Here is a 19070-nt window from a genome sequence, read left to right on the forward strand (position 1 = left end):
TGATAGACAATGAATGGAGAATTTGTCATTTCGTTAGCAGAAAAAGGCGTGTATACGATTTTAATTGTATCTGGTCCTTTATTACTGCTGGCCCTTGTAGTTGGGCTCATTATTAGTATTTTTCAAGCAACTACCCAAATTCAAGAGCAAACTCTTGCTTTTGTTCCTAAGATTGTAGCGGTCTTAGTAGGGATTGTATTTTTTGGTCCGTGGATGTTATCGAAAATGATTTCATTTACATATGAAATTTTTTCAAATCTGTATCGGTACGTAGGATAGCTATGAGTCAGTTGATCTTATCCTATCCCGCGTTTTTACTAGTATTAGTGCGGGTAACGTCTTTTTTTATCACGGTTCCGCTATTTTCATACAAAACGATTCCCGCAGTTCATAAGGTAGGTTTGTCTGCCTCGCTATCCGTCATTATTGCGACAACGATTGATTTACCCGTCGTTTCGTTAGATGCACAGTTTGTACTTTTAGTAGTAAAAGAATGTGCTGTTGGGTTGTTTATTGGTTTGACTGCGTATGTATTTATTATGGCTATTCAAATTGCCGGAGGTCTCATCGATTTTCAAATTGGGTTTGCCATTGCCAATGTAATAGACCCGCAGACAGGGGCGCAAAGTCCGATACTAGGTCAATATTTATATGTATTTGCTCTTTTATTTTTATTATCGACCAATGGACATCATTTATTAATAGATGGCATTTATAATAGTTATTTAATTATTCCGTTAGACAAAGTAGCTTTCCCTGTGGGAAGCCAAGCATTTGCTACACACATCATAACTGTTTTTTCATCGATGTTTTTAGTAGCTGTTCAAATGTCTTTGCCTTTGGTTGGTTCATTATTTTTAGTCGATATCGCGCTTGGCATCGTTGCGAGAACGGTTCCGCAGTTAAATATTTTCGTAGTGGGATTTCCCGTGAAAATCATCGTTGCCTTTATTTTACTAATTGCAGTGATGGGGAGCATGTTTTATATGATGCAAATCATATTTGAACAAATGATAGAAGCGATGCGCGCGATGATCCGCATATTAGGAGGGGGGTAGCTTTGTTTTTAGTAAAAGTTGATTTGCAATTTTTTGCAGGAGAAAAAACGGAAAAAGCTACACCTAAAAAAAAGCAGGACTCTCGAAAAAAAGGACAGATAGCTAAAAGTCAAGACGTTACCACTGCGCTCATTCTTTTAATGGTTTTTCTTTATTTTTTGTTTGGAGCCAAACAATTTTTACAGCAAATGATGAAGCTGTTAAGAGAAGCTTTTCAAACGTATATGCTTGAGGAAGTGACGGCAGAGCGCGTATTTGCGATGTTTAAGCATCTTCTTCCTTCAATTGCTCTTGCAGCGGGTCCTGTCATGCTCGCAGCTTTTGTTGCTGCGCTCGGAGCGAATTATATGCAGGTTGGCATTCTTTTTTCCACGGAGTCCCTTCAGCCTAAGTTAGAAAAGATTAACCCTATTAGCGGAGCCAAACGGATTTTTGCCGTGAGAGCGCTGGTAGAACTAATCAAGTCAACGCTGAAAATTATGTGTATCGGAGCCGTCACGTTTTTTATCTTATGGATTCACATAGAAGATGTATTAAATTTATCTCAAAAAAGTATAGGGGACTCGCTGGTTGTTCTGTCTAAGCTTGTTTTTCAAATGGGGCTTGCGGCCTCGCTTATGCTTTTATTTTTATCGCTGCTTGATTATTTGTACCAAAAGTTTGATTTCGAGAAAAATATTCGAATGTCAAAGCAAGATATCAAAGATGAACATAAAAACATTGAAGGAGATCCTCTAATCAAATCAAAAATAAAGCAAAAGCAGCGGGAAATGGCAATGTCTCGCATGATGCAAGAAGTTCCAAAAGCAGATGTCGTCATTACAAACCCTACTCATTATGCCATTGCTTTAAAATATGATGAAGAAAAAATGGATGCTCCCTATGTTGTAGCCAGCGGCGTAGATTTTATTGCTCAAAAGATTAAAGGAATTGCCAAAAGTCACGAAATTATCATGATAGAGAACCGCCCGCTGGCAAGAGCGCTTTTTGATCAAACCAAAGTAGGGGATGCGGTTCCAGAAGAGTTTTTTAAAGCGGTGGCTGAAATATTAGCTTACGTATACCGCATTCAAAATAAAATGTAACGTTACGCTATTGTAAGGAGAGAAAAATTAATGTCTGCAAGAGAACTGCCAGTTGTTATAGGTGTTGTACTCATTATCGTTATGCTTGTTATTCCGTTGCCTTCATGGTTATTAAGTATTTTAATCATGATTAACATTTCTCTTGCGCTGCTTGTACTGCTCGTTTCCATGAATATGAAAGAACCCTTAGAGCTATCGGTGTTTCCGTCTTTGCTGCTGGTTCTTACGCTGTTTCGATTAGGTTTGAACGTATCGACGACACGTTCAATCTTAGGAACAGGCGAAGCAGGCGGAGTGGTGGAAACATTTGGCCACTTCGTTATTGGAGGCAATCCGCTAGTGGGGTTTGTTGTCTTCATTATTTTAATTATCATTCAGTTTCTCGTTATTACAAAAGGAGCGGAGCGTGTTTCTGAAGTAGCCGCACGCTTTACCTTGGATGCGATGCCGGGTAAACAAATGAGCATTGATGCGGATTTAAATGCAGGTATGATTTCAGAAAAACAAGCAATTGACCGCCGTGAAAAAATTCAGCGCGAAGCAGATTTTTACGGAGCAATGGATGGAGCTAGTAAATTCGTCAAAGGTGATGCCATTGCAGGGATTGTCATTACCCTTATTAACATCTTGTTTGGAATTATTATCGGCATGCTGCAAATGGGAATGTCCATCACTGAAGCATCCCAAACCTTTACTTTGTTAACAGTAGGCGATGGATTAGTGAGTCAAATTCCAGCCCTCATGATTTCAACAGCGACGGGAATTATCGTCACGAGAGCTGCTTCAACAGGCAATTTGAGCGAAGATATTACACGGCAGCTGTTTGCTTTTCCCGTTATGCTTTATGTAACTGGAGGAACAATTGCGGCTCTTGGTTTAATTACGCCAATTAATGATGTCATTACAATGCCTATTGCTATTTTATTAGGGGTGGGAGGCTATTATTTGTCTCAGGCTAAACATCAGGCGGTTCGTGAAGAAATGGCGCCTACTGAAGAAGAGCTAGAAGACAATGAAATGAAAAGTCCAGAGAGTGTTGTCAATCTATTAAGCGTTGATCCGATTGAATTTGAATTTGGGTATGCATTAATTCCGCTTGCTGATATGAATCAAGGAGGCGATTTGCTCGATCGAATTGTCATGATTAGGCGCCAGCTGGCGCTTGAGCTAGGATTAGTCATTCCGGTTGTTCGCATCAGAGATAACATTCAGCTTCAGCCCAACGAATACTGTCTTAAAATAAAGGGCAATGAAGTGGCAAAAGGGGAGCTGCTGCTCGATCACTACTTAGCAATCAGTCCGGGAATGGATGATGAGTTGATTGAGGGAATTGATACGTTAGAACCGGCTTTTAAAATGCCTGCGAAATGGATTAGCGAGTCGGTGAAGGAGCAGGCTGAGATGTTCGGGTATACCGTTGTGGACCCCCCGTCGGTTGTGTCTACGCACATAACAGAAGTTATAAAATCGTATGCGCATGAGCTGATTGGAAGGCAGGAGACAAAGCAGCTAATTGATCACACAAAAGAAACGTATCCTATTTTAATTGAGGAAGTAACGCCTAATCCGCTTTCTGTTGGAGATATTCAAAGGGTACTGGCAAAACTTTTAAAAGAAAGCGTCTCAATTCGAAATTTACCCATTATTTTTGAGGTGCTGGCCGACTATGGAAAAATGACGTCAGACACCGATTTGTTAACCGAATATGTCCGGCAAGGACTCGCAAGACAAATTACCAGTCAATACACGGTCCAAGAAGGTCTGCTTCGAGTTCTTACCCTTTCAGGAAAAGTTGAAAAAACGATGGCTGAAGCTGTTCAACAAACGGAGCATGGGAATTATTTATCACTAGACCCTAACGTTTCACAAGCTATTGTGGAAAGTATAGCCAAGCAAATAGAAACACTTTCTTTTCAAGAACAGTCTCCCATTGTGTTATGTTCTCCTGCGGTGAGGATGTACGTGCGCCAAATCACTGAGCGGTATTTTCCCCATATGGCGGTTTTATCATATAACGAGCTAGAAGCAAATGTTGAAGTTCAAAGTGTTGGAGTGGTGGATATCTGATGAAAGTAAAAAAATACGTAGTAGCATCTATGCCGCAAGCTATGAAAGCAATTCGTTCAGATTTAGGTGAGGAAGCGGTTATTTTACATTCAAAACAAATTCGAACAGGAGGGTTTCTTGGCTTATTTACTAAGGCAAAAATAGAAGTATTGGCAGCTGTCGATTCCGTAGAAAAGCTGAGCGTAAAGAAGAACTTAGCACCGCCAGAACCCAGTATGAAAGATAATCAATCTTTTATGAAGCAGCAGCTCAGTGAGTTAAATACTCTTGTCTCACAAATGAGTCAAATGCCAAAGGTTTCTTCAGGTTCATATCCAAAAGCAGTGGAAGATGTGCTTGCCTATTTGCGTTTGCAAGAAATAGACGAAGCTATTTTAGAAAACTTGGAGGCTCCTATGCTAGAGTACTACTACTTACATCGCCTTGACTCAAACCAACTCATGGAGTGGACGAAGAGATGGTTTATCAATCAGTTTAAAGCAAGTGAATGGAGCGGTCCTTTCAAAAAATATGTAAGTGTAGTAGGGCCAACAGGTGTCGGTAAAACAACCACTCTTGCTAAATTGGCCGCAAAGTGTGTCTTGGAACAAAATCAAAAAATAGCATTTATCACAACGGACACCTATAGAATTTCAGCGATTGAGCAGCTCAAGACGTACGCTTCGATCTTGAATGCGCCTTTAACGATTTGTTATAACGGAGCAGATTTTAAAAAAGCGTTGCTGGAAACAGAAGCATACGATGTGATTTTTATTGACACAGCAGGCCGTAACTTTTTAGAACCGCAATATGTAAATGATTTAAAGAAAATTATTACGTTTCAAGAAGATTTGCAAACGTTTCTTGTTTTAGCCCTAACGTCAAAAGTATCAGATATGAAAGCTGTATATGAACGTTTTGCTAGTCTGCCTGTTGATCACTTGATTTTTACGAAGCAAGATGAAACCACCCGCAAAGGCTCACTTTTAAATATGTTATATCATTACGGCCAGCGAGCTGCTTTTACAACAAACGGGCAGGATGTACCAGAAGATGTTTCGGCATTTAAAATAAAAGAGTTTATTGACGATGTGTTTGGAGATTGGAAAGATGAATGATCAAGCAGCAGTTTTAAGAGAAAAAGTGTTAAAAAAGCATCAAAACTCTTTAAGGAATTGTAAAACAATAGCCGTGTTAAGCGGAAAAGGAGGAGTTGGAAAGTCGAATCTATCCTTAAACTTATCTCTTGCGCTAACGAAGCAAAAGCAAAGAGTTCTTCTTTTTGACATGGATATAGGGATGGGAAATATTGATATTTTGATTGGACAAACTGCTTCCTATACGATGGTTGATTTGCTAGAAAAAAAGCTTTCCATCCAGCAAATTATTAAAAAAGGTCCTAAAGATTTAGCTTATGTGGCTGGTGGAACGGGGATTTCCTCTGTATTTGAGTGGTCTCCATCAGACCTTGCTCATTTAATACAAGAATTGGGTTCTTTAACAAATCAATACGATTATATGATTTTTGATATGGGAGCGGGCATGTCAGAAAGTGTGCTTAAGTTTTTAAAAGCTGTAGATGAAATGATCGTGGTCACAACACCCGAACCTACATCTATCACAGATGCTTACGCTGCTATTAAGCTAGCAGCTTCCTATTCTGTATCAGCACCGGTTCGTCTTATTATTAACAAGACGCTTTCTGACAAAGAAGGAAATGAGACGTATGAACGATTTAACCGAGCTGTTCAGCAGTTTTTGAACATATCTATTTCTCTATTAGGTATTGTACCAAACGATCAAGCCGTCCAAAAAGCGGTCAATCGCCAAATGCCTTTTTTGCTTCAAAACCCAGCATCTAAAGCGAGTATATCACTAATAGAAATGGTGAATATGCTTATTCCTCAAGACAATAGGACAACGGCTAAAACCGAGGGAATGTTTATTCGGCGCCTCAAACGATTTTTTCTTGAAAGGTAGGAAATTAGAGTGAATGAAATAAAGGTGCTTATTGTGGATGATTCTGCATTTATGCGAAAGTTAATCGGCGATTTTTTAGCATGTGACAGTCGTTTTCACGTTGTGGGTACCGCACGTAACGGTGAAGAAGGGTTAAAAAAAGCGCTCGAGCTGTCGCCAGACGTTGTGACACTTGATATCGAAATGCCCAAAATGAATGGCTTAGATATGTTAAAACAGCTCATGCGTGTGAAGCCCCTTCCTGTTGTCATGTTATCGAGTACAACAATAGAAGGTACTGAAAATACGCTGACCGCTATGCAGTACGGCGCAGTTGATTTTGTTGCTAAACCTTCGGGAGCTATTTCGCTTGACTTACATAAAGTGAAAGATGAGCTTATCTCTAAACTATTGCTTGCTAGTAAAGCCAACATATCTTCAAGCAGTCATCAGTACGTGCAAAAAAGCAGTATATATAACCTCCAGGCAGGAGCGAAAGTGAACAAAATGATTTGTATTGGCACTTCTACTGGAGGGCCGCGTGCGCTGCAAGAAGTATTATCAACTGTTTCAAAAGACATAAGTGCACCCATTTTTATTGTGCAGCATATGCCTCCAAATTTTACAAAATCATTAGCGGTTAGACTAAATCAGCTAGCTGATATTAAAGTGAAAGAAGCAAAAGACAATGAAAACGTTCGCTCAGGATGTGCTTATATTGCGCCTGGAGGTTTTCATATGACGGTTGTAGAGAAAAAAGGACAGCTCAGCATTTGTTTAGACACTTCTTCACCTGTAAAAGGACATCGCCCCTCAGTGGATCGATTGTTTCAGTCGATTAGTAAAATTTCAGGTTATCAAAAACTTGCTATTGTGTTGACGGGAATGGGGGCAGATGGAACGGAAGGCATTATTGATTTAAAGAAAAATAAAGACGCGCTTATATTGGCTGAATCTGAAGAAACAGCTGTCATTTATGGGATGCCCAAATCAGCTGTTTCTACAAAGCTTGTTGATTATATTGAACCGCTGCGAAACGTTGGAAGTTTTATTTCTCGCTACGCACAGAAATAGGAGGGAAAGTTACGATGGATATGAATCAATATCTAGAAGTGTTTATTGAAGAAAGCAAGGAACATCTTCAAAACGTTAATGACCAGCTAATGCGTTTTGAAAAAAATACTGATGATCTTGGCTATGTAAACGAAATTTTTCGGTCTGCTCATACGTTAAAAGGTATGTCTGCAACAATGGGTTTTGATGATTTAGCACAATTAACTCACAAAATGGAAAACGTGTTAGATGCCGTTCGAAATCATCAAATCGACGCGCACACGGAAGTTCTTGATACTTTGTTTCAATCAGTCGATGCGCTAGAAATAATGGTTCAATCTATTTCTGAAGGCGGCGATGGTCAGCTTGATGTCAAATTGCTTGTTCAAAAGCTGCAGCGTATTGTAGCAGAGGAACCCGCAGCAGAGCATGCGGCTTCTTCTATTGAGTATGATGAATTCGTACAAACGCTGCTCAGTCAAACAGCAGATCAAGGGTTTAATACGTTTGAAATAACCGTACAGCTCGAACGCACCTGTCTGTTAAAAGCTGCGCGTGCGTATATGGTATTTGATGTGTTAGAGCAAGCAGGAGACGTCATTAAGTCAGCGCCAACCGTTCAAGATATCGAACAAGAAAAATTTGAATCATCTTTTATCGTTATATTAGTAACAACCGAATCGCAAGAAAAGCTGAAGGCGAGCATTATGGAAGTCTCTGAAGTAGAAAGCGTGAACATTGCTGCGGTCCCCATAAAAAAGGAGATAGAAACGGAGGAGCCGGTTTCACAAGAAGCAGCAGCCATACAGGAAGTTACTGTTTCCGCACCTTCTAAACCGCCTGTTGAAGAGAAAAGACAGGCCTCAAATAACAAGACGATTCGAGTCAATATTGACCGTTTGGACAGTCTCATGAACTTGTTTGAAGAACTAGTTATTGATAGAGGCAGGTTAGAACAAATATCAAAAGAATTGAATAACAGCGAGTTAGACGAAACGGTAGAGCGGATGTCCCGTATTTCTGGAGATTTGCAAACGATTATTTTAAATATGCGTATGGTGCCTGTAGAAACCGTTTTTAATCGGTTTCCTCGTATGGTGAGACAGCTTTCAAAAGATTTAGGGAAACAAATTGAACTTCAAATTGTCGGGGCCGACACAGAGCTGGACCGCACCGTAATTGATGAAATTGGAGATCCGCTTGTTCACTTATTAAGAAATGCCGTTGACCATGGAATTGAAATGCCTCAAGTGCGCTTAAAGAACGGAAAGAATGAAAAGGGAACGATTCGCCTTAAAGCTTATCATAGCGGAAATCATGTCTTTATTGATTTAGAAGATGACGGGGCGGGCATCAATCGTGAAAAGGTACTGCATAAAGCGTTAGATCGAGGAATTATCGATGGAAAAACAGCTGAAACGCTGACGGATAAACAAGTGTACGAGCTCATTTTCGCTTCGGGCTTTTCAACGGCTGAGCAAATTTCAGATGTTTCCGGACGAGGAGTAGGTTTAGATGTCGTGAAAAACACGATTGAATCACTAGGGGGTTCTGTAACGATTGATTCTAATGAAGGATACGGTTCGCGTTTTTCTATTCAGCTGCCGCTCACTTTGTCTATCATTTCTGCTTTACTCGTGCAAATGAGTGAAGAGCGCTATGCCTTGCCGCTTTCTTCGATTATTGAAACAGCTATTGTTCAGCCGAAAGAGGTCATGCATGTACACGGTCAAAAGGTTATTGACTTTCGAGGAGCCATTATTCCTCTTATTGATTTAAAAGAACTATTTACTGTGCCTAACTCGGTACAAGGCGATCATTATTCAGTCGTTATTGTGAAAAAAGGAGAAAAGACCGCCGGGCTAATTGTTGATTCTTTTATCGGTCAGCAGGAAATCGTTTTAAAATCTTTAGGTCATTATCTGCCGGGTGTATTTGCTATTTCAGGAGCCACGATTTTAGGCGATGGACAAGTAGCACTTATCATTGATTGCAACGCTTTGATTAAATAACAAATGCTGTAAAAAGAAAGGGAGAAAGGCATGGAAATTATTGTGTTTCAATTAGGGGACGAGGAGTACGGAATTTCAGTAGAAGAAGTGCAATCGATTGAAAAGATTCAGCACATAACACGCGTTCCTGGAGTAAAAGAATATGTAAAAGGTGTTATTAATCTTCGTGGTGTTATTACACCGATTATTGATTTGCGCACTCGTTTTAACTTACAAGAACAGCTTAACCATGAGCTGACACGTATTATTATGGTTCGTCTTAATGATGTAGAAGCAGGTTTGATTGTCGATGCGGCAAATGATGTGGTGGATATTGATGAAAAAACGATTGCTTCAGTGCCTGAAACAGTTGAAGGAACAGCTGTAGAATACTTGAACGGAGTCGTTAAAGTAGATAGCCGTTTAATTGTTCTTCTAAATTTACCTAAAGTGCTCTCTTTAGAAGACCACCTCCAGTGAGCCAAATGAATAATGGATATCACGCTGAAGGTTCTAGGAGTTGAAGAATCGTGAGAGATGATAAACAAGTGATTAAGGTAGGAATTGCCGAGATGAATGTTACACATGCACCCGCAGTGCTTCGAACAGCCGGGTTAGGGTCATGTGTAGGAGTTGTCGTTTATGACTCTGTTCACTCAGTAGCTGGGCTCGCTCATGTGATGCTTCCGGATTCAAGCGGGGCTAAATGTCCTTTTAATCGAGCTAAATATGCAGATACAGCCATTTTTGATTTGATAAATATGTTGATTAGACAAGGCGCACATAGAAGATTATTAAAAGCAAAAATAGCAGGGGGCGCGCAGATGTTTCAATTTGAACCAAGAAATGATGTGATGCGAATTGGCCTTCGAAATGTTCAAGCAGTGGAGAGAGAGCTGCATAGAAACAGTGTAGAAATTGCAGCAAAAGCTATAGGAGGACACAACGGACGCACAATTGAATTTGATCCTCAAACGGCTATTTTAAAGGTTCGTACGATTAATGAAGGGATAAAAACGATATAAAGCGCGCTCTGACCGTTGACCGTTTAATAGCGCTATAAAAAGGAGTTGAAAGACCCTTGAAAAGTATACAAGAAGTTGAAGAACATAAAATTTGGCAGGAATGGGTAGAGACGAGAGACTCACATGCGGGAAACATGCTTGTTAAAAAGTATATGCCGCTTGTTAACTATCACGTTCAGCGGATTAGTGTAGGGCTGCCGAAGAATATTCATAAAGAAGAGCTTCGTAGTTTAGGGTTAATCGGCCTTTACGATGCTTTGGAAAAGTTTGATTACGGTAGAGACTTAAAGTTTGATACATATGCGTCTTTTCGAATTCGAGGCGCGATAATAGACGGACTTCGTAAAGAAGACTGGTTATCAAGAAGCGCAAGGGAAAAGACGAAAAAGATTGAGCAAGCAACAGAAGCACTTGAACAAAGGTATTTGCGCAGAGTTGCACCAAGTGAGGTTGCAAAAGAAGTAGGCATGACAGAAGCAGATGTTGTTCATACAATGAATGAAGGCTTCTTAGCTAACGTTTTGTCCATGGAAGAACAGCCAAAAGAGTATGAAGACGGAGAGCAAAAATACACGATTAAAGATGAAAAAACGCTCTCTCCTGAAGAGGAGCTAATTAACGACGAACGATATCAAGAGCTCGCTGAAGTTATTGAGCAGTTAAATGAAAAAGAGCAGCTTGTTGTTTCGTTATTCTATAAAGAAGAGTTGACTTTCACAGAGATCGCGCAGCTGTTAGGGCTATCCACTTCACGCATTTCTCAAATTCATTCGAAAGCGCTGTTTAAAATGCGTACGAGTTTAAGCAAAATAATTTAACAAAGAGGTAAAAGAATGGGGTTTTTACTCACAGTTAGTTTTTTAATTCATGGTCTCTCACTGTTTTGCATTATTCTTTTATATATGCAAGTGACCAAAGGGAAAAGGGTTGAACGCTTGCACCAGCAAAATATAAATAAAATGGAAGCTGCAATGAGTTCATATCTCGCTGAATTTCAGGAACAAAACGAGCAGTTTTTACGGCAGCTTCGTGAGCGTTCAACTTCGCTTTCTTCCGATATGGAAGAAAGCAGCGCAAAATCACCTTTGGTAGATGAAGAAGACGTGCCTCTTCAAAGGGTGGATCTAAAAAGTGAGCCTTCTCAGTCGCTGCATGAACTTCTCTCTATAGAAGAAAATCAGAAACATATAAGCGCATCTTTTGATGAATTAACTACAGACCAAATTCAAGATTTGTCAGGTGAAGAGATAAAAGAATTTTCCGTTTATTTAAAAGGAAAAGGTTTAACAATTGAAGAAATTGCAAAACATTTACACAGAGGGAAAACTGAAATTGAATTATTATTGAAATTTCATCAATAAACTTAATGAAACGCTTGCTTGTGAAAAAGGAGTGTGCTATATTAGTTTTTGGTGTTATTACACACGCTTGTTGATTCGGTTGATGGTGCTACTTTTTGTAGTTTCGGCTGAAGATGATATAAGCGGAGGAGACTTAAAACCATTAGGAGGAAAAACACATGTCAGTAATTTCAATGAAACAATTACTAGAAGCTGGTGTACATTTCGGTCACCAAACTCGCCGTTGGAACCCAAAGATGAAGAAATACATCTTCACTGAGCGTAACGGCATCTACATTATCGATCTTCAAAAAACAGTTAAGAAAGTAGAAGAAGCGTACAAATTCGTTAAAGAATTAGCTGCAGACGGCGGTACTGTTTTATTCGTAGGTACGAAAAAACAAGCTCAAGATTCTGTTAAAGAAGAAGCAGCTCGCGCTGGTATGTACTTTGTTAACCAACGTTGGTTAGGTGGTACATTAACTAACTTCTCAACTATCCAAAAACGTATCAAACGTTTAAAAGATATCGAAAAAATGCAAGAAGACGGTACTTTTGAAGTACTACCTAAGAAAGAAGTAGTTCAACTTAAAAAAGAGTTAGAGCGTCTTGAAAAATTCTTAGGCGGCATTAAAGATATGAAACAACTTCCAGATGCATTATTCATCATTGACCCTCGTAAAGAGCGTATTGCAGTAGCGGAAGCTAAAAAATTACACATTCCAATCGTTGGTATCGTAGACACTAACTGTGATCCAGATGAAATTGATTATGTAATCCCTGCAAACGATGATGCAATTCGTGCTGTTAAACTTTTAACTTCTAAAGTTGCTGATGCTATTCTAGAAGCTAAACAAGGTGAAGAAACAGCAGTTGAAACTGAAACAACTACTGCTTAATTCCGTGAAAGGTGATAAGAGGGAATAGCCTTTTATCACCTTTTTTTGAAAAGATTTAACCCATTTATATACATTAATTACATACCCAAACAAGGAGGCTACACATTATGGCAATTACTGCTCAAATGGTAAAAGAACTACGTGAAAAAACAGGCGCTGGTATGATGGATTGTAAAAAAGCGTTAACTGAAACTAACGGTGATATGGAGCAAGCAATCGATTTCTTACGTGAAAAAGGTATTGCAAAAGCTGCTAAAAAATCAGACCGTATTGCTGCTGAAGGTCTAACTTACATCGAAACTCAAGGTAACGAAGCTGTTATCTTAGAAGTTAACTCTGAAACTGATTTCGTTGCGAAAAACGAAGGTTTCCAAAAATTAACAAAAGAATTAGCTGCTCACATCTTGGCTAACAAACCAGCTGACGCTGCTGAAGCTGCTACTCAAAAAATGGAAAACGGTGCAACTGTTGAAGAACACATCAACTCTGCAATCGCTACAATCGGAGAAAAATTATCTCTACGTCGTTTCGCTGTAGCAACAAAAACTGATGCTGATGCATTCGGTGCTTACCTACATGCTGGCGGACGTATCGGTGTGTTAACAGTATTATCTGGTACAACTGAAGAAGCTGTTGCAAAAGACGTTGCTATGCACATCGCTGCAATCAACCCTAAATACATCTCTCGTGACCAAGTTTCTGCTGAAGAAACTGAGCGTGAGCGCGAAGTATTAACTCAACAAGCATTAAACGAAGGCAAACCAGAAAAAATCGTTGCAAAAATGGTTGAAGGTCGCCTTGGCAAATTCTTCGAAGATATTTGCTTACTAGATCAAACATTTGTTAAAAATCCTGATCAAAAAGTACGTCAGTTCGTTGAGAGCAAAGGCGCTACTGTTGAAAGCTTCGTTCGTTTTGAAGTAGGAGAGGGTATTGAGAAACGTCAAGACAACTTCGCTGAAGAAGTAATGAACCAAGTTAAAAAGTAAGGGTTTGACCGTATAGGGAACACTGTGTGTTCCCTTTTTTACAAAAGAGATCTCACCGTTAACGATGGAGGTAAGCATGAGTCAAGCAAAATATAATCGTATCGTATTAAAGTTAAGTGGAGAAGCATTAGCTGGTGAAGATGGTTTTGGTATTAACCCATCCATCATCAAATCTGTTGCTGAACAAGTAAAAGCCGTTTATGAATTAGGTGTGGAAATTGCTGTAGTCGTTGGTGGCGGAAACATTTGGCGCGGTAAAATTGGTAGTGAAATGGGTATGGATCGTGCAGCTGCTGATTATATGGGAATGCTAGCAACGGTAATGAACTCGCTGGCTCTTCAAGATAGCTTAGAGAACATTGGTGTGCAAACACGAGTTCAGACTTCTATCGAGATGAGACAAGTGGCAGAGCCTTATATTAGAAGAAAAGCTGTTCGACATCTTGAGAAAAAACGCGTTGTTATTTTCGCTGCGGGTACAGGAAACCCTTATTTCTCTACAGATACAACAGCAGCTTTGCGTGCAGCTGAAATCGAAGCTGACGTTATCTTAATGGCTAAAAACAACGTAGATGGCGTTTATAATGCAGATCCTAAGCTTGTACCTGATGCTGTAAAATACGAAACATTAACGTATATTGATGTTTTAAAAGATGGACTAGCTGTTATGGATTCTACAGCTTCTTCATTATGTATGGACAACGATATTCCGCTAATTGTTTTTTCAATTACGGAAGAAGGCAATATTAAACGTGCCGTTACAGGCGAAAACATTGGAACAATTGTAAAGGGGAAATAAACATGCCAAAACAAGTGTTGCAAAACGCAAAGGAAAGAATGGAAAAAGCAATTCAATCATTTAGCCGCGAACTAGCATCAATTCGTGCTGGACGTGCAAGCGCGTCACTTCTTGACCGCGTAACGGTAGAATACTACGGTGCACCAACACCGATTAACCAATTGGCGCAAGTAAGCGTACCGGAAGCTCGTATGCTTGTTATTCAGCCTTATGACAAATCACAAATTGGTGAAGTTGAAAAAGCTATTTTAAAATCTGATTTAGGATTAACGCCTACAAGCGACGGAACGATTATCCGTTTATCGATTCCTGCTTTAACGGAAGAGCGTCGTCGTGAGTTAGTGAAAATGGTGAAAAAATATGCTGAAGAAGCAAAAGTTGCGGTTCGTAACGTACGCCGTGATGCAAACGATGATTTCAAAAAGTTAGAGAAAAAAGGTGAAATTACTGAAGACGATTTACGCGGCTACAGTGATGACATTCAAAAACTAACAGATGACCATATCGTAAAAGTGGATAAAGTGGCGAAAGATAAAGAAGAAGAAATTATGGCAGTTTAAGTCATTTCAAGGTAAAATATATTGTAAAAGACCCTCTATTGTTTACAGGGGGTTTTTTTGTTAATAATGTGTAGTAAGAAAAAACTCACATAAGCCACACGTTTATGTGAGAGCGTACAACGGGGGACCTTTGCATGTTAAGAAAATTTCAAGCATGGAAGAAAAGTCAAGATTTAAGTACACTGTCTTTGTCAGAACGAAAAGATCAAGTGAAACAGCACCCTGTTCCTGAACATATTGCAATTATTATGGATGGGAACGGTCGTTGGGCGCAAAAACGTGCTCTTCCTCGCATGATGGGCCATCATGAAGGAATGAAGGTAGTGCGTCATGTGACCAGACTGGCCAATGAATTAGGTGTTAAAGTATTAACTTTATATGCATTTTCCACTGAAAATTGGAAGCGCCCCAAAACTGAAGTCGAGTTTTTAATGAAACTGCCAGAGGAATTTTTAACAACCTTTCTGCCTGAGCTAATTGAAAAAAATGTGCAAGTTCGTATTATGGGGGATAAAAGTGAGCTCCCTGCCCATACGATTCGAGCCGTGGATAACGCAATTGAAAAAACAAAGCATAACACAGGGTTGATTTTAAACTTCGCGCTTAATTACGGTAGCCGTCACGAAATCATGGGCGCTATTCAGTCATTGGCAGAAGATGTGGAACAGGGAAAAATAGCTTCCTCTTCTATTTCAGAAAATTTATTTTCTTCCTATTTAATGAGCAAAAGCCTTCCAGATCCGGATTTGCTCATTCGCACAAGCGGCGAGCTTCGCTTAAGTAATTTTATGCTTTGGCAGTTAGCTTACACAGAGTTTTGGTTTACAGAAGTATTATGGCCAGATTTTAAAGAAAATCATTTAATCGAAGCAGTCGAGGCGTTTCAAAAGCGCGGTCGCCGCTTTGGTGGTGTATAAGAAGGTGTGGAAAACAAGATGAAACAGCGCATTATCACCGCGATTGTAGCACTTGCGGTATTTGTGCCGATTGTTTTAATTGGAGGGTTACCTTTTACCCTTATCATGTATGTAATCGGAACAGTTGGTGTAATTGAGCTTTTAAAAATGAAACATTTGAAAGCAATGTCTTTTCCAAGTATCATTAGTTTATTGCTAACGTGGGTGTTTTTGCTGCCAAACGGAAGAGATGTTGCATTTCAATTCGTAAGTGAACATAAGATAGAAGTAGCGCTTGCTGCTGTCCTTCTTTTATTAATGTACACGGTTGTAGTTAAAAATAAATTTACCTTCGATGACGTTGGGTTTATTTTATTAACGACAGTGTATGTGGGCTTTGGCTTTCATTACTTTATCGAGGTTCGTCAAGAGTTCGGGTTAGCTTATTTGTTCTTTGCTTTCCTTATTATTTGGGCGACGGATTCCGGAGCTTATTTTATTGGACGAGCAATGGGGAAAAGAAAGCTATGGCCGGAAATCAGTCCGAATAAAACAATTGAAGGTTTTGTTGGCGGCGTCGTATGCGCTATTGTAGTAGCCATTGTATTTAAGCTGTTAGCAGATATTGATCAAACGATGATTGAACTACTTGTAATTGGTATTATCGTATCGTTATTTGGACAGATGGGTGATCTTGTACAATCAGCGTTCAAACGTCACTATGGCGTAAAAGATTCAGGAAAGATTTTACCGGGTCATGGTGGGGTTCTAGACCGTTTTGACAGTTTAATGTTCATCATGCCGATTTTAGCTTTTTTATTATCTCTATAAAAAAGATGTCTTTGTTTTAATAGGAGTGAATATACTTGAAGAAAATTTCCTTGTTAGGAGCTACAGGTTCAATCGGTACTCAAACCGTTGATATTGTTCGAGCGCATCCTGAACATTTTGAGCTCTCAGCAATCTCTGTAGGTCGAAATATTAATGAAGCAAGAAAGATTATTCAGCAGTGTAAGCCAGCCCTTGTTTCCGTAATGAAGCAAGAAGATTGTCTGTCGCTGCAAGCGGAATTCCCTTCTATTCGATTTGTTTATGGAGAAGAAGGGCTTGTGGAAGTGGCAACTCATCCATCTACAGAAGTGTTGGTAAACGCTGTTCTTGGAAGTGTAGGGTTGACTCCTACGCTAGAAGCAATCAAAATGAGAAAAACAATTGCTATTGCAAATAAGGAGACACTTGTTACCGCTGGTCACCTTGTCATGGAAGCAGCCAAGGAATATGGCGCTGATATTTTACCGGTAGACAGTGAGCACTCAGCTATTTTTCAAAGTTTGCAAGGGCAAGATCAAAAAGCAATAGACCGTTTAATTTTAACGGCTTCTGGAGGGAGCTTTCGAGATAAGACGAGAGCAGAACTACAGGGAGTAACGGTTGAAGATGCATTAAATCATCCAAACTGGTCAATGGGAGCTAAAATTACAATTGATTCGGCAACGATGATGAATAAGGGACTAGAAGTGATTGAAGCACATTGGCTTTTTGATCTTCCCTATGAGAAAATTGATGTATTGTTACATAAGGAAAGCATCATTCATTCCATGGTAGAGTATTCTGATACAAGCGTTATTGCTCAGCTTGGAACGCCTGATATGCGCGTGCCAATTCAATATGCGTTAACGTATCCAAAGCGGATGTCTTTGCCTAACACCAAGCGTTTAAGTTTGGCGGATATTGGCCAGCTTCATTTCGCTAAAATGGATGAAGAACGTTTTCGCTGTTTAGCTTTTGCATTTGAGGCTGGCAAAGCGGGTGGAACACTTCCGACTGTTTTAAATGCAGCTAATGAAGAAGCTGTTCAAGCCTTTCTAGATGGTCACATTACATTTTTACAAATTGAAGATGTGATTGAAAAAGCAATGAATGAACATACTGTAATACAGAAACCTTGTTTATCTACTATTAAAGAAGTAGATTTAGAAGCAAGAGAGTTTGTTAGATCCGCCATCTCTCGATAATGTGCGTGCGAGAGAAGCCGCTCACTTATTTCTAGTGGGTGGAGGTTTGACTCTATTACATGAAGGGGGTAATACCCATTGAACACAGTCATTGCGTTTGTCGTCATTTTTGGAGCTCTTGTATTCTTTCATGAGCTTGGTCATTTAGTTTTTGCAAAGCGTGCAGGCATCTTATGCCGTGAGTTTGCCATTGGGTTTGGTCCCAAAATCTTTTCATTTAAACGAGATGAAACAGTTTATACCATTCGCTTACTGCCTCTAGGTGGATTTGTTCGAATGGCTGGAGAAGACCCGGAAATGATTGAAGTTAAGCCTGGTCAAATGGTGGGCCTCATGTTTGATAAGGAAGGCAAAGTAAATAAAGTCATTATTAATAACAAGGAACAGCATCCAAATGCAAAAGTTATTGAGGTAGAGCAAGCAGACTTAGAGCATAATCTATTTATTTCAGGTTATGAAGAAGGTGAAGATGAACATCTGCAAAAATTCGAGGTAGCAGAAGAATCTTACTTTGTTATGGACGGAGAAGAAATTCAAATTGCACCTTACAGCCGTCAGTTTGCTTCCAAAACTCTTGGTCAGCGTGCGCTAGCCATTTTCGCTGGTCCGCTAATGAACTTTATATTAGCCTTTGTTATTTTTATCGTTCTTGGGATTTCTCAAGGATATGTTGTTGACAAACCTGTGATGGGCAAATTAACATCAGATGGAGTAGCCGTTGATGCGGGACTTAAACAAGGAGATAAAGTTCAAGCAATTGATGGACAAAGTGTTTCAACGTGGGATGATGTCGTAAAAGTGATTCAAAAACATCCTGAACAGCAAATTACATTCACGGTTCAGCGCGGCGGCAAAACCCTAGATATTCCGATTACACCTGAAAGCCGCAAGGTTGGGGAACAGACAATTGGATTAATTGGCGTATATGCACCGGTTGAAAAGTCATTCATTGGTTCGATCACGCACGGAGCTACTGAAACATATACGTGGATGAAAGAAATCTTAACGGGTCTAGGGAAGCTTGTGACAGGACAGTTCAAACTGGATATGCTTTCTGGTCCTGTAGGTATTTACGCAGCAACCGATCAAGTAGCACAGTCAGGCATTTACTACCTAATGAAATGGGCAGCCGTTTTAAGTATTAACTTAGGGATTGTCAATTTGCTTCCACTTCCTGCTTTAGATGGAGGACGACTATTATTCTTCGCTGTAGAAGGAATTCGAGGTAAGCCAATTGATCGTCAAAAAGAAGGAATTGTTCATTTTATCGGTTTTGCTTTACTAATGCTGCTGATGCTCGTTGTAACGTGGAACGATATTCAAAAGTTCTTTTTATAAGACATACGCTCAGCGAG

20 protein-coding genes are annotated in these 19070 nt (G+C 39.7%); all 20 read left to right on the plus strand.

What is annotated here, in order from left to right:
* Positions 1 to 9 precede the first annotated feature (9 nt).
* On the plus strand, positions 10 to 279 hold the full coding sequence (gene fliQ, locus ACOZIR_RS03660) for a flagellar biosynthesis protein FliQ (RefSeq protein WP_016765390.1): 270 nt from the start codon (positions 10 to 12) through the stop codon (positions 277 to 279).
* A 2-nt stretch (positions 280 to 281) separates the two neighbouring features.
* On the plus strand, positions 282 to 1058 hold the full coding sequence (gene fliR / locus ACOZIR_RS03665) for a flagellar biosynthetic protein FliR (protein WP_045290116.1): 777 nt from the start codon (positions 282 to 284) through the stop codon (positions 1056 to 1058).
* A 2-nt stretch (positions 1059 to 1060) separates the two neighbouring features.
* Positions 1061 to 2143, plus strand: coding sequence for a flagellar biosynthesis protein FlhB (flhB, locus tag ACOZIR_RS03670; RefSeq protein WP_045290114.1), 1083 nt, complete (start codon positions 1061 to 1063; stop codon positions 2141 to 2143).
* 30 nt (positions 2144 to 2173) lie between these two features.
* Positions 2174 to 4210: a flagellar biosynthesis protein FlhA gene (gene flhA / locus ACOZIR_RS03675; protein WP_045290112.1), complete on the plus strand. Its 2037-nt coding sequence runs from the start codon at positions 2174 to 2176 to the stop codon at positions 4208 to 4210.
* A complete protein-coding gene (gene flhF / locus ACOZIR_RS03680) occupies positions 4210 to 5307 on the plus strand; it encodes a flagellar biosynthesis protein FlhF (RefSeq protein ID WP_045290110.1) in 1098 nt (365 codons plus the stop codon). The genes flhA and flhF overlap by 1 nt, the downstream gene beginning before the upstream one ends.
* Positions 5300 to 6169 (plus strand): MinD/ParA family protein, encoded by an 870-nt coding sequence (locus ACOZIR_RS03685; protein WP_045290108.1) that lies wholly within the window; start codon positions 5300 to 5302, stop codon positions 6167 to 6169. Before flhF ends, ACOZIR_RS03685 begins: the two co-directional genes overlap by 8 nt.
* Before the next feature lie 9 nt (positions 6170 to 6178).
* Complete coding sequence (locus ACOZIR_RS03690) at positions 6179 to 7222, plus strand: chemotaxis response regulator protein-glutamate methylesterase (protein WP_340141721.1); 1044 nt, start codon at positions 6179 to 6181, stop codon at positions 7220 to 7222.
* A 14-nt stretch (positions 7223 to 7236) separates the two neighbouring features.
* Complete coding sequence (locus ACOZIR_RS03695) at positions 7237 to 9213, plus strand: chemotaxis protein CheA (protein WP_045290104.1); 1977 nt, start codon at positions 7237 to 7239, stop codon at positions 9211 to 9213.
* Positions 9214 to 9243: 30 nt separating this feature from the next.
* The gene (locus ACOZIR_RS03700) at positions 9244 to 9672 is read left to right on the plus strand and encodes a chemotaxis protein CheW (protein ID WP_421535510.1); all 429 of its coding nucleotides are present in this window, start codon (positions 9244 to 9246) and stop codon (positions 9670 to 9672) included.
* 50 nt (positions 9673 to 9722) lie between these two features.
* A complete protein-coding gene (locus tag ACOZIR_RS03705; protein WP_071271072.1) occupies positions 9723 to 10217 on the plus strand; it encodes a chemotaxis protein CheD in 495 nt (164 codons plus the stop codon).
* A gap of 56 nt (positions 10218 to 10273) precedes the next feature.
* Positions 10274 to 11035, plus strand: a complete 762-nt coding sequence (locus ACOZIR_RS03710; RefSeq protein WP_045290100.1) for a FliA/WhiG family RNA polymerase sigma factor — start codon at positions 10274 to 10276, stop codon at positions 11033 to 11035.
* A gap of 15 nt (positions 11036 to 11050) precedes the next feature.
* Complete coding sequence (locus tag ACOZIR_RS03715) at positions 11051 to 11578, plus strand: hypothetical protein (protein WP_310878440.1); 528 nt, start codon at positions 11051 to 11053, stop codon at positions 11576 to 11578.
* A 158-nt stretch (positions 11579 to 11736) separates the two neighbouring features.
* Positions 11737 to 12456 (plus strand): 30S ribosomal protein S2, encoded by a 720-nt coding sequence (rpsB, locus tag ACOZIR_RS03720; RefSeq protein WP_013058850.1) that lies wholly within the window; start codon positions 11737 to 11739, stop codon positions 12454 to 12456.
* 107 nt (positions 12457 to 12563) lie between these two features.
* On the plus strand, positions 12564 to 13445 hold the full coding sequence (gene tsf / locus ACOZIR_RS03725; protein WP_013058849.1) for a translation elongation factor Ts: 882 nt from the start codon (positions 12564 to 12566) through the stop codon (positions 13443 to 13445).
* A gap of 76 nt (positions 13446 to 13521) precedes the next feature.
* Positions 13522 to 14244 (plus strand): UMP kinase, encoded by a 723-nt coding sequence (gene pyrH / locus ACOZIR_RS03730; protein WP_028411409.1) that lies wholly within the window; start codon positions 13522 to 13524, stop codon positions 14242 to 14244.
* Positions 14245 to 14246: 2 nt separating this feature from the next.
* Positions 14247 to 14804: a ribosome recycling factor gene (gene frr, locus ACOZIR_RS03735; protein WP_013058847.1), complete on the plus strand. Its 558-nt coding sequence runs from the start codon at positions 14247 to 14249 to the stop codon at positions 14802 to 14804.
* Positions 14805 to 14938: 134 nt separating this feature from the next.
* Positions 14939 to 15721: an isoprenyl transferase gene (locus ACOZIR_RS03740; protein WP_045290096.1), complete on the plus strand. Its 783-nt coding sequence runs from the start codon at positions 14939 to 14941 to the stop codon at positions 15719 to 15721.
* Positions 15722 to 15739: 18 nt separating this feature from the next.
* On the plus strand, positions 15740 to 16531 hold the full coding sequence (locus ACOZIR_RS03745; protein ID WP_045290094.1) for a phosphatidate cytidylyltransferase: 792 nt from the start codon (positions 15740 to 15742) through the stop codon (positions 16529 to 16531).
* Between the two features lie 35 nt (positions 16532 to 16566).
* On the plus strand, positions 16567 to 17715 hold the full coding sequence (gene dxr / locus ACOZIR_RS03750) for a 1-deoxy-D-xylulose-5-phosphate reductoisomerase (RefSeq protein WP_028410835.1): 1149 nt from the start codon (positions 16567 to 16569) through the stop codon (positions 17713 to 17715).
* Between the two features lie 78 nt (positions 17716 to 17793).
* Entirely contained in the window at positions 17794 to 19053 is a 1260-nt protein-coding gene (rseP, locus tag ACOZIR_RS03755; protein ID WP_045290092.1) for an RIP metalloprotease RseP, read from the plus strand.
* The last annotated feature ends 17 nt before the right edge of the window (positions 19054 to 19070 follow it).

The sequence above is a fragment of the Priestia sp. D3YE.R1 genome, from assembly GCF_049199565.1.
Lineage (GTDB): Bacteria > Bacillota > Bacilli > Bacillales > Bacillaceae_H > Priestia > Priestia aryabhattai.

Excerpts from the sequence above, each read along its gene's own strand:
- ACOZIR_RS03745 (WP_045290094.1), top strand. The coding sequence starts at position 15,740 with ATGAAACAGCGCATTATCACCGCGATTGTAGCACTTGCGGTATTTGTG.
- fliR (WP_045290116.1), top strand. The coding sequence starts at position 282 with ATGAGTCAGTTGATCTTATCCTATCCCGCGTTTTTACTAGTATTAGTG.
- tsf (WP_013058849.1), top strand. The coding sequence starts at position 12,564 with ATGGCAATTACTGCTCAAATGGTAAAAGAACTACGTGAAAAAACAGGC.
- flhA (WP_045290112.1), top strand. The coding sequence starts at position 2,174 with ATGTCTGCAAGAGAACTGCCAGTTGTTATAGGTGTTGTACTCATTATC.
- flhF (WP_045290110.1), top strand. The coding sequence starts at position 4,210 with ATGAAAGTAAAAAAATACGTAGTAGCATCTATGCCGCAAGCTATGAAA.
- fliQ (WP_016765390.1), top strand. The coding sequence starts at position 10 with ATGAATGGAGAATTTGTCATTTCGTTAGCAGAAAAAGGCGTGTATACG.
- ACOZIR_RS03695 (WP_045290104.1), top strand. The coding sequence starts at position 7,237 with ATGGATATGAATCAATATCTAGAAGTGTTTATTGAAGAAAGCAAGGAA.
- ACOZIR_RS03700 (WP_421535510.1), top strand. The coding sequence starts at position 9,244 with ATGGAAATTATTGTGTTTCAATTAGGGGACGAGGAGTACGGAATTTCA.
- frr (WP_013058847.1), top strand. The coding sequence starts at position 14,247 with ATGCCAAAACAAGTGTTGCAAAACGCAAAGGAAAGAATGGAAAAAGCA.
- ACOZIR_RS03685 (WP_045290108.1), top strand. The coding sequence starts at position 5,300 with ATGAATGATCAAGCAGCAGTTTTAAGAGAAAAAGTGTTAAAAAAGCAT.
- rpsB (WP_013058850.1), top strand. The coding sequence starts at position 11,737 with ATGTCAGTAATTTCAATGAAACAATTACTAGAAGCTGGTGTACATTTC.
- ACOZIR_RS03740 (WP_045290096.1), top strand. The coding sequence starts at position 14,939 with ATGTTAAGAAAATTTCAAGCATGGAAGAAAAGTCAAGATTTAAGTACA.
- ACOZIR_RS03715 (WP_310878440.1), top strand. The coding sequence starts at position 11,051 with ATGGGGTTTTTACTCACAGTTAGTTTTTTAATTCATGGTCTCTCACTG.
- pyrH (WP_028411409.1), top strand. The coding sequence starts at position 13,522 with ATGAGTCAAGCAAAATATAATCGTATCGTATTAAAGTTAAGTGGAGAA.